This is a genomic window from Ectopseudomonas chengduensis (genome assembly GCF_900102635.1).
GTDB lineage: Bacteria > Pseudomonadota > Gammaproteobacteria > Pseudomonadales > Pseudomonadaceae > Aquipseudomonas > Aquipseudomonas chengduensis.
The window spans coordinates 266128-276914 of sequence record NZ_FMZQ01000002.1 but is presented as its reverse complement, the minus strand read 5'-3'; the positions used below and the strand labels follow the sequence as shown (position 1 = coordinate 276914).

At 62.7% G+C, this 10787-nt stretch carries 9 protein-coding genes; 4 read left to right on the top strand and 5 right to left on the bottom strand.

The window, feature by feature from the left end; genetic code table 11:
- Positions 1-202 precede the first annotated feature (202 nt).
- On the bottom strand, positions 203-2497 hold the full coding sequence (gene bglX, locus BLS08_RS05910) for a beta-glucosidase BglX (RefSeq protein WP_169886832.1): 2295 nt from the start codon (positions 2495-2497) through the stop codon (positions 203-205).
- A gap of 217 nt (positions 2498-2714) precedes the next feature.
- Here bglX and BLS08_RS05905 point away from each other — a divergent pair, with 217 nt between their 5' ends.
- Positions 2715-3587 (top strand): helix-turn-helix domain-containing protein, encoded by an 873-nt coding sequence (locus tag BLS08_RS05905; protein WP_055986750.1) that lies wholly within the window; start codon positions 2715-2717, stop codon positions 3585-3587.
- A gap of 145 nt (positions 3588-3732) precedes the next feature.
- Positions 3733-6363: a DEAD/DEAH box helicase gene (locus BLS08_RS05900; RefSeq protein WP_055986754.1), complete on the top strand. Its 2631-nt coding sequence runs from the start codon at positions 3733-3735 to the stop codon at positions 6361-6363.
- Positions 6364-6438: 75 nt separating this feature from the next.
- On the opposite strand, the gene BLS08_RS05895 is transcribed toward BLS08_RS05900, so the two are convergent.
- The gene (locus BLS08_RS05895) at positions 6439-6933 is read right to left on the bottom strand and encodes a phosphate-starvation-inducible protein PsiE (RefSeq protein WP_017674977.1); all 495 of its coding nucleotides are present in this window, start codon (positions 6931-6933) and stop codon (positions 6439-6441) included.
- Positions 6934-7057: 124 nt separating this feature from the next.
- Positions 7058-8233, bottom strand: a complete 1176-nt coding sequence (locus tag BLS08_RS05890) for a diguanylate cyclase domain-containing protein (RefSeq protein WP_162237622.1) — start codon at positions 8231-8233, stop codon at positions 7058-7060.
- 347 nt (positions 8234-8580) lie between these two features.
- Here BLS08_RS05890 and BLS08_RS05885 point away from each other — a divergent pair, with 347 nt between their 5' ends.
- Complete coding sequence (locus tag BLS08_RS05885) at positions 8581-8844, top strand: YebG family protein (protein ID WP_017674979.1); 264 nt, start codon at positions 8581-8583, stop codon at positions 8842-8844.
- Between the two features lie 58 nt (positions 8845-8902).
- On the opposite strand, the gene BLS08_RS05880 is transcribed toward BLS08_RS05885, so the two are convergent.
- Positions 8903-9145: a hypothetical protein gene (locus BLS08_RS05880; RefSeq protein ID WP_055986757.1), complete on the bottom strand. Its 243-nt coding sequence runs from the start codon at positions 9143-9145 to the stop codon at positions 8903-8905.
- A gap of 82 nt (positions 9146-9227) precedes the next feature.
- On the opposite strand from BLS08_RS05880, the gene BLS08_RS05875 reads away from it, so the two are divergent.
- On the top strand, positions 9228-9632 hold the full coding sequence (locus BLS08_RS05875; protein WP_017674981.1) for a DUF488 domain-containing protein: 405 nt from the start codon (positions 9228-9230) through the stop codon (positions 9630-9632).
- A gap of 65 nt (positions 9633-9697) precedes the next feature.
- Here the strand turns inward: BLS08_RS05875 and BLS08_RS05870 are convergent, their stop codons facing one another.
- Positions 9698-10720, bottom strand: a complete 1023-nt coding sequence (locus BLS08_RS05870; protein WP_055986760.1) for a Leu/Phe/Val dehydrogenase — start codon at positions 10718-10720, stop codon at positions 9698-9700.
- Between the last annotated feature and the right edge of the window lie 67 nt (positions 10721-10787).

The following is a 10787-nucleotide window of genomic DNA, read 5'->3' as shown; positions in this document are numbered from 1 at the left end:
AGCAGCGGCAAGCCCAGGGGCGACCGCTGCAGGGAGTTGAAAACGGGCGAATGGTACAAACACAACGCGAGCACGATGCAGACAGCCAACCGAACGGTGACGTCTCCGCATGCGCGGATTCTTTCTGCGCATTATTACCAGATCGTGAAGTCCGGCACAGGTGCTCGCGCGAGTATATTTTTCGCCTCCTTGGGCCACGCCCTCATTGGCGTGGCAACAGTTCGAAACGCGCCTCCTGCACGATCTCCGAATCCAGCCCCAACTGGGCACGGAAGGCACCTGGCTCGCTGACATGCTGCAGGCTGGCGTTGTAGAAACGCAGCATGGTTTCGTCGATCTCGAAACTCAGCTCGCGCGCCTCACCTGCTTCAAGCTTGACCCTGCGAAAATCCTTGAGTTCCTTCACCGGACGGATCACCGAAGCGGCCTCATCGTGCAGATACAACTGCACCACGGTCGCGCCAGCCCGTGACCCGGTGTTTTTCAGCGTGACGCTGACGCGAATCTTCTCATCCGGTGTCATGCGCTCGGCGGACAGCTTCGGTGCCGACAGCAGGAAGTCGCTGTAGCTCAGACCGTAGCCAAACGGATAGAGCGGGCCGTTGGGCTCCTCGAAATACTGCGAGGTGTAGTTGCCAGGCGTGCCGGGCGTGTACGGACGGCCCAGGCGCAGATGATTGTAGTAGGTGGGAATCTGCCCGACCGAACGCGGGAAGGTGATCGGTAGCTTGCCCGAAGGGTTGTGCTCTCCGAACAGCACGTCGGCGATGGCGTTGCCGCCCTCGATACCGCTGTACCAGGTCTCCAGCATCGCATCGGCGTTTTCCTTCTCCCAGCTGAGCGCCAGCGGCCGGCCGTTCATCAGCACCAGCACCAGCGGCTTGCCGGTGGCCTTGAGCGCGCGCAGCAGCGCCTGCTGGCTGTCAGGCAGATCCAGGCGGGTGCGGCTGGACGACTCGTGGGACATGCCGCGCGCCTCCCCCACCGCCGCAACGATGACGTCGGCCTGGTTGGCCACACGCACAGCCTCCTCCAGCATCGCCTGCGGCGTGCGCTTGTCCAGCACGACTTCAGGGCGGTCCCAATTGAGTTGGTTGAGGTAATTGATCACATGGGCATCGTCGGTGACGTTGGCGCCGACGGCGTAGAGCAGCTTGCCCTGGCCTTGCAGGGCCGCCTCCATGCCCTTGCGCAGGGTCACTGCCTGCTCGGCCACACCGACCGCCGACCAGCTGCCGAGCATGTCCACGGGCGAATCGGCGAGCGGGCCAATCAACGCGACAGTGGTCTTCTTGCTCAGCGGCAGGGTGTCGCCATGGTTTTCCAGCAGCACCAGGGAGTCGCGTGCCATGGCCCGCGCATCGGCGCGGTGCAGGCGGCTTTCGGCATTGACGTCGGCCGGGTCGTCTTCGGCGCGGCCGATGCGGCGGAACGGATCGTGGAACAGGCCAAGGTCGTACTTGGTGTTCAGTACATGGGTGACGGCTTCATCCAGCACGCTCTGCGGCACCGCGCCGCTGCGCACCAAAGCAAGCAGTTCCTGATCGTAGAGCGTGTCGGCCATGCTCATGCCGACTCCTGCCGTGACGGCCAGTTTTGCAGCCTCACGGCCATCGGCGGCCACACCATGGCGCAGCAGTTCGGTGATCGCACCATGGTCGCTGAGCGCCACGCCCTTGAAGCCCCAGTCGCGACGCAGCAGATCACGCAGCAGCCAGGTATTGGCCGAAGCTGGCACGCCATTGATCGCGTTCAGCGCCACCATTACCCCGCCGGCGCCGGCATCGATGGCCGCGCGATAAGGCGGCAGGTAATCCTGGTACATGCGCATCGGGCTCATGTCGACCACGTTGTAGTCGCGCCCGCCCTCCACCGCGCCGTACAGGGCGAAGTGCTTGACGCTGGCCATGATGCGCTGCGGGTCGCTGGGATCCTTACCCTGATAACCGTGAACCATCGCGGCGGCAATGCGCGAAACCAGGTAGGGGTCCTCGCCGAAACCTTCGGACGTGCGGCCCCAACGCGGATCGCGGGAAATGTCGACGGTCGGCGCGAAGGTCATGTCCAGGCCATCGGCGCTGGCCTCGAAGGCCGCGACCCGCGCGCTGTTCTCGATGGCAGGAATGTCCCAGCTCGAGGCCAGCCCCAGCCCAATCGGAAAAGTAGTGCGATGGCCATGGATGATGTCGTAGGCGAAGAACACCGGGATACCCAGGCGACTGCGCAGCGCCGCCTCCTGCATCGGGCGATTCTCTGGACGTACCACCGAGTTGAAGGTGGCGCCGATACGCCCCGCGGCCATCTCTTCGCGGATGCGCTCACGCGGCATGTCGCCGCCAATGCTGATCAGACGCAGTTGGCCGACCTTTTCCTCCAGGGTCATGCGCCCGACCAGATCGGCGATGAAGGCCGATTTGTCATCGACCGAAGGCGCGGCAGCCAGCAGGTTGGGGAGGATCAAGGCAGAGGCAAGAGCGAAGTGGTGCAGGTATTTCATCGAGAGCGGCATCCGGGATGCGAATCATTGTTTGAATGGCCGCCACGATACTCCGAGTCCTCGCGCCGCGCCGCGGGTTGGTGCAAAAAAACTTAAGCACCATTCAAAGGCGTTCCAGCAATTACGACCCCAGACTTTCACAAACTTGCGCATTTTTTTCTTCGCCTCTGGTTTTGCCTGTCGGCAGGCGTAGCATGGCCGCATTCGGGAGATGGTGATGGCGCAATTCGAACATCTGCAGGTATTCCAGAGCATGAGCCGCTCGCCTAACGCGCGGCTGCACGCCATGGCCGAACTGGGCAACGGCATGGCCGTGGCACGCTGGAGCAACGCCCATGATGCGCGTGACTACCTTGCCCCCAGCCACCACACGCTGTCGTGCTACCTCAGTGGCGGCACTGGCACCTTTCGCCGTGAGCAACCCGGCAACAAGGGCGCTCCAGACAAACTGTGCATCCTGCCGGCCGAACACCAGTCGGCCTGGATCATCAATGGCGAGATTCAGCTTGCCCACCTCTATATAGAGCAGGAGCAGTTCGCCCTTGGCGCGGTCGCCCTGCTCGATCGCGAACCGCGCAGCCTGCAACTGGAAGAAGCGACCTTTCTCGAAGACGCCGAACAGTCCGCGCGCTTCCGCCAGCTGTGCACCCTCGACTGGCAGGAACCGGGCGAACGCCTGCTGGCCAGCAGCCTGGCTCACCAGTTGCTCGACCATGCGCTACTCAACCAGGTTGGCCTGCGCCAGGGCCTGCGCCTCAAGGGTGGCCTGGCACCGCTGCAACGCAGGCGTGTGCGCGAGTTCATCGAGCAGCATCTGGAGACGCCACTGCCGCTGAGCCAGTTGGCCGCGCTTTGTGCCCTGTCGGAATACCACTTCGCGCGCATGTTCCAGAGCAGCTTCGGCCTGCCGCCTCATCGCTATGTGTTGGCCCGGCGCCTGGCACGTGCCTGTCAGATGCTACGTCAGCCAGCCCCTGCTCTGAGCGAGGTGGCGCTGGCCTGCGGCTTCGCCAGCGCCAGCCATTTCAGCAATCGTTTTCGCCAGGCACTGGGCGCCACACCGGGGCAGTACCGCGCTGCATTCCTGTAGGACGAAAACAACCCGCCGCCCACCCTACCGTCGGCAATCTCGGCGCCACGCCTGCTAATCGTCACGCGGCTATGCGAAAATCTGTGGCTTTGCATTGCCACGGCCCAGTCATGCGCCCATTCCTTTTCGCCACGGGGCTTCGTTGATGCCTCTGGATATTCACCAGTTACGCCAGGAGGACTGGCGTTCCGAGTTCGGCGCAGGCGACCTGCGCCGCGGCATTGCCTACGCCGAAGAAAAACGCAGCAAACTGCTCAGCCTCAAGGACCACAGCCTGCTCGCCAACTGCCGTGGTTCCGGCGGGCAGACCTACCAGCAGCGCATCACGCTGCATCCTTACGGGCGCAAATGGAGCGTGACCGGCCACTGCAACTGCCCGGTTGGCTTCAACTGCAAGCACGTGGTCGCCGCCCTGCTCACCCTGGAAGCGCAACAGCGCGCCGGCAGCGACCTGTCGGACATCATCGTGGTGAACAAGGAACTGGCGGAAACACGCCTCGAAGGCATCGCCCCCTCCGCCATCCTCAGCCTTGGCAGCCAGGTGCGCGTGCATTTCGACGCACGCAAAGGGCGCATGCAGGAGCAAACCCAGCACCGCGCGGCGCTGGCCTTCAACTACGCCGGGCACAAGGTTTTCGGCAAGCCGGCCAAGGATCTGGTCAAGCGCCTGGATGAGCAAACCAACCTGCGCCTGATCCGCGACGGCGGTGCCGAAGCCAGCCTGCGCAAACGTCTGGAAAGTCTCGGCCTGCAGGTAGCCCTGCGCCAGAGCGAGGCGCTGCCGGCCGAAGCCGGCGAGCCGTTCGAACTGGAGCGCGAGCGCGACTGGCTGGATTTCGTCCAGCAGCAACTGCCGCAGCTGCGCGCCGAAGGCTGGCAAATCCACATGCGCCCGGACTTCCAGTACAACCTCGCCGAGGTCGACAACTGGTACGCGGAAGTCGAGGAAGATCCGCAGCAGAACTGGTTCGATCTGGAGCTGGGCATCGAGGTGGAGGGCCAGCGCCTGAGTCTGCTGCCGATCCTGCTCCAGGCCATTCGCCGCACGCCCTGGCTGCTGGCGCCCGAAGCGCTGGCCCAGCGCGCCGACGAAGATCGCCTGCTGGTCAGCCTGCCGCAGGGCGGCAAACGCATCGCCCTGCCCTTCGCCCGATTGAAGCCGCTGCTGGCCACGCTCGGCGAGCTGTACTTCCGCGACCCTGGCGACGATCATCTGCCGCTGCGCCTGGGCCGCGCCGACGCCGCACGCCTGGCAGAACTGGCCCAGGGGCCCGAACTCAGCTGGCAAGGCGGCGATGAATTGCGCGGCTTCGCCCAGCGCCTGCAGAACCTGTCGGTACGTGAAATTGCGCCACCTGAGGGGTTGCAGGCCGAACTGCGCACCTATCAGGTGCAGGGCCTGAACTGGATGCAGACCCTGGCCGAACTGCGCGTCGGTGGCGTACTGGCCGACGACATGGGCCTGGGCAAGACCCTGCAGACCCTGGCGCACATCCTCTGCGAGAAACAGGCCGGGCGCCTGAAAAATCCAGCACTGATCGTCATGCCCACCAGCCTGATACCCAACTGGCAGGACGAGGCGGCGCGCTTCACCCCGCAGTTGCGCGTACTGGCCCTGCATGGCAACAAGCGCAAGGCGCTGTTCGAGGAGATCGCCGAGCACGATCTGATCCTCACCACCTACGCCCTGCTGCCGCGCGACCTCAAGGCGCTGAACCAGCAGCGCTATCGCCTGCTGATTCTCGACGAAGCGCAGAACATCAAGAACCCGCGCAGCAAGGCGGCCACTGCAGCGGCTCAGGTGCAGGCCGACCTGCGCCTGTGCCTGACCGGCACACCGCTGGAAAACCACCTGGGCGAGCTGTGGTCGCTGTTCCACTTACTCATGCCGGGCTGGCTCGGCGACGCCAAAGCCTTTACCCGCGACTACCGCACACCCATCGAAAAACGTGGCGACGCCCAGCGCCTGAACCATCTGAATGGGCGCATCCGCCCCTTCCTGCTGCGCCGCACCAAGGAACAGGTGGCCAGCGAGTTGCCGCCAAAGACCGAGATTACCCAATGGGTCGAGATGACCCAGCTGCAGCGCGACCGCTACGAGACTCTGCGTCTGGCCATGGACCAGAAGGTACGCGACGAAATTGCCCGCCAGGGTCTGGCCCGCAGCCATATCGCCATCCTCGAAGCCCTGCTGCGCCTGCGCCAGAGCTGCTGCGACCTGCGTCTGCTCGGAGAGGATAATGGTGAGTTGGGTGCCAACGACTCGGGCAAGCTCAGCGCCCTGCTGGACATGCTCGTAGAGCTGGTCGACGAAGGCCGCCGGGTACTGCTGTTCTCCCAGTTCACCTCGATGCTGGCGCTGATCGAGGCGGAATTGCAGGCACGCAAGATCGCCTACGCCAAGCTGACTGGCAGCACCCAGGACCGCCGCACACCGGTACAACGCTTCCAGGCGGGGTACTTTCCGGTTTTTCTGATCAGCCTCAAGGCCGGCGGCAGCGGTCTCAACCTGACCGCCGCCGACACCGTGATCCACTTCGACCCCTGGTGGAACCCGGCCGCCGAAGCCCAGGCCAGCGACCGCGCCTACCGCATCGGCCAGGACAAGCCTGTGTTCGTCTACAAGCTGATCGCCCGTGGCAGCGTCGAGGAAAAGATCCAGCAACTGCAGCAGGCCAAGGCCAACCTGGCCAAGGGCGTGCTGGACGGTGGCAGTCAGGGCCAGTGGCAACTGGATGAAGAAGACCTGGCGGCGCTGTTCGCGCCGCTCGACTGACGCCCCGCTCCACCATGACACCCGCAGTGGTGGATGAAAAGAGCGTCATCTACGCGCCCCGATCCACCCTACATTTCAGTCAGACGCATCGTCGCGCTCGGACTCGGCGTCCTCGCGGTTGCGCGCTTTGCTGCGCGGGTGCGGGCCAGCCACCGCCGGAAAACGCGACGAGGCGTAGCGCACCACCAGAATCGCCAGGGCCAGCAGCAGGATCGCTCCCGACACCATCACCACGCCCCAAGTCGGTTTGTGGGTGTGAGAAATGTCGGAAATCAGCAAACGGGTCAACGCGGTGATCGCTACATAGATCATGAAGCGAATCGGCATGTGGTTGGTCTTGAAGTAGATGCCCACCATTGCCGCCAATTCCAGGTAGATGAACAGCAACAGAATGTCATCGACCGTGATGTGTCCCTTTTCCAGCATGCCGATGAAGGTCATCACCCCCGCCCAGGCCGTGATCGCCCCGATGGCGAACAGCGCCAGGTAATGGAAGGCCTCCATCAGCAGATTACCCAAGGATTCCGCCAGGCCATGCATGCCCGTACGCAGACGTTCCGCCCAATTCATCGTGTCACTTCTCCCCAACCAGACATGCGGCCCGTGCATCCGACATGGATGCACGCCGACGAGCATGCAGGAAAAACACCAGCTTGAGGATGATGCTGGGATGTGACGGAAAGACACAGGCCGTTCAGACTACAGCGAGTACCGGCTGACGTGATTCAGGCCAGGCGAAGCAGTGCTTGCCTGCTTCCTTGGCGCGATACATGGCCATATCGGCCGCCGCGATAAGCCGGCGACGATCTTCGCCATGTTCGGCATAACGCGCCAGACCAACGCTGACACCCACCCGCACGTCGGGAAACTGCTCCAGCAGCGGCGCGTCAAGCGCCTCGATCAGACGCCGCGCCAGGCGTTCGACAGCGTCGGCATCACCTGCCGCGATGATAGCGAACTCGTCCCCGCCAAGCCGCGCCAACACCTCACCTTCACGCATCAAACCCTGCCACCGTGCAACCACTGCCTTGAGCGTCGCGTCTCCGACAGCGTGGCCATGCTGATCGTTAATCGGTTTGAAGCCATCAAGATCGAGATAGAGCAACGCCACCTGACGCTCTCCCCGCCTGGCGAGCGCCAATGCCTGATCCAGCGTTTCGTTGAAGGCTCGTCGATTGGGTATTTGGGTGAGACTGTCATGCTTCGACTCGAAGGCCAGGCGCTCGAGCAACTCGGCGCGCTCACTGAGGTCACGACGCAAATCGATAAACAGCAGCGTGAGCAACCCGAGCATCATCAACGCACCACCGCCGCCCCCCCATAGCGCCAGATTCGAGCGCCATTCAAGATCCGCCTTCTGTTCTTCAAGGGACGCCGTGACGCCTCGTACGATATTGCCGATGCGTACACGCATTTCATCCATGTAGAGCTTACCGACGTCCTCGGCCAGAATACGCTGTGCAGCGTTCTGCCCCTGCTCCCTACGCACGACGATGGTCTGTGCCAGCTCGTTGCGCTTGAGCTGGCTGAGTCCGGCAATCGCATCAATATCAGGCTTGTAAGCCCTGAGCATTGGGGTTTCGACAAGTAGCAACAGTTGCTCATCCAGTTGCCCGATGGCTCGTTCGTAGGGCGCGAGGTACTGCTCGTTGCCTGTCAGCAAATAGCCGCGCTGACCGATCTCGGCGTCCTGCAGGATAGAAAGCAGCGAAGACAGCCGGTAAAGGGAACGATACAGATCTTGTACATCACGACCACTGGAGAGGCTGGTCTGACTTCCCCAGATTGCCCCAATGAGTAGCATCAGGCTCAGGTAAAACAGTGCCACCAGCGCGAGCAACTTGCGCTCTACACGACCGACTGAGTTCAAGGTGAACACCTCATGATTGGGCACTGCAAAGGCGAAGCACATACGCCTGGAATGACTATAGATGCCCACTAAACAGCAACACAAGCGCCGTCCCGGAAAACGTTTGATAAAGAATCCGATGCCGACTCAACATATACAATAATTGTACAAACGTACCTGATTCTGCCGTTGGCGATACCTACACCCAAACGCCGCCACCCGCTGAATGCAGGCGCAAATCGAGTCATCTAAGCTGCCCATCAAGCCCAATGCTGGCAAAAGAGAAGCGAGTCCTTTATTCTCGCCACCACTGTACAAAAAACCAGTTAATTACTGATCAACACGCATGAAGGCAGACGAGGTGATGAATGGCCGTCGAAGTGGTGTATCGCAGCAGTCGCGATCCGGAGCGCTTGTTTATGGATAAGGCCGAAGCCGATCGTTACGACAAGATGCTGGAGCTGGCCGAGCGCCTGAGCGAGGTTCTGCACAAGGCCGTGCCGTCCTTGAGCGAGGAACAGGGCGAGGAACTGGGTATCTTCATGGCCAAGAATCGCGACGTGTTTGCCAAAGCGTTCAAGAGCCAGCCCGATGCCCTCGACGAACTCGAGGTCGACGCAGCCAGCGAGTGATCGAGTACATGGGCCCCGTGTTGCTCGCACGGGGCCTACCCAGTGAGCGCCAGGCGCATCATCCGTTGTTGATTGGATAATGCCCCGCAGCCTGCTCCAGCCAGGCTGGCAAATCTCGTCGTTTGACACCCTCGCGCTGCGCACGGCCCAGCTGTTCAAGCATGTATTGACGTTTGCGCTCATCGCTCTCGGCAAATGAAAGCGCCAGATCGCGATCACTCCATTGGCGAATACGGCGAAACAGCCACCAGTGAAAATACAGGCCGGCAGCGGTGGTGACGACGATAATGAAATAGTCCATGGTGAACCCTCCTTTCACCACGCTAATCGAGCCCATACGCAGCGCCAAGTGCGGCATTGTCGCAGACTATGGAGGCCACTCGATGATCCGTTGCAAGCGGGTTTATCTCGATGCCCAGGCCGGCGACGGCCAACGCATACTGGTCGACCGACTATGGCCAAGGGGCCTGTCCAGGGACGCCTTGGCGTTCGATGAATGGCTACCCGAAGTCGCGCCATCTACCGAACTGCGCAAGGCCTTCTCTCACCGCGTCGAAGCCTTCGATGACTTCAGTGCGGCCTATCGCCGTGAGCTGGCGGGTCACCCCGAACATTGGCAGCGACTGCTGCACTGGGCGGCGGGCGGCACGTTGACGCTGCTTTACGCCGCACGCGATGAGGAGCACAACAACGCGCGAGTTCTGGCGGAGTTCCTCGAAGAGGAGCTGCAGCGATACGATTCGCCCAGTTCACCGGTGTGCTACCAGGGCGAATTCGACGGCAATTGACCGCACTGACGTCGCCGCGATGCTGTCTGGCCAGGCTCAGCCCCCCGGAACGGGTCGGATAGCAGCTAAGTGCGATAGAGCAGGCTCTCCGCCAGATAGTCGGCGACTCGCGCCGGGGAACGTTTTTCAGCCTGAGCATGGGCGTAGACCTCGGTCAGACGCCGGCTGATCTGCGCCAGATGTGCGGTGATCGCCGGCAACTCCTCACCACGATGACGCAGTGCCACGTAGATCAGCCCTCCGGCATTGAGCACGTAATCCGGCGCGTAGAGAATCCCGCGAGCTTCCAGCTGGTCGGCCACTTCGGGGCTGGCCAGCTGATTGTTGGCAGCCCCTGCCACCGCTGCGCAGCGCAGATGAGCGACCGTCTGTGCATTCAGCACACCACCCAGGCCGCAGGGCGCGAGAATGTCGCAGGGCGTGGTGAGCAGCGCATCGCTGGCAATCGGGTGCGCCCCCAGTTGCTCGACGGCCAGTTGCACACGCCCGGCATCCAGGTCGCTGACCAGCAGTTCGACGCCAGCGGCATGCAGCGCTTCGGCCAGGGCGAAGCCGACATTGCCCAGGCCCTGAATGGCGACCCGCAGCCCTTCCAGATCGTCGCTGCCAAGGCGCGCCTGGGCGGTGGCGCGAATGCCCGCGAATACCCCCAAGGCGGTGTGCGGCGACGGATAACCCTCGCTGGTCGTGCTGGTTGCATGATTGGTGTACTGGGCGATGCAGTCCATATCGGCACTGGAGGTGCCGCTGTCGATGGCGGTGATGTAGCGTCCATTGAGGGTTTCGATAAAACGCCCGAAGGCCTCGAACAGCGCGGCCCGACTCTGCAGATGCGGCGGACGGATGATCACCGCCTTGCCGCCGCCGTGGTCGATACCGGCCAGCGCTGCCTTGTAACTCATGCCCTGAGCCAGACGGATGGCGTCGCCAATGGCGCTCTGTTCATCGGCATAGGGCAGGTAACGACAGCCGCCGAGTGCTGGCCCGAAGCGGGTGTTGTGAATGGCGATAACGGCCTTGAGACCGCTGGCCGGATCCTCGGCCAGGTGCAGGGCCTCGAGGCGGGCGGCTTCCATCATGCTGAACATGGGCGAGCTCCCGATCGGACTTCAGGCCTCAGTATAGGAGAGCCACACTGGACGACGACCTTGTCAG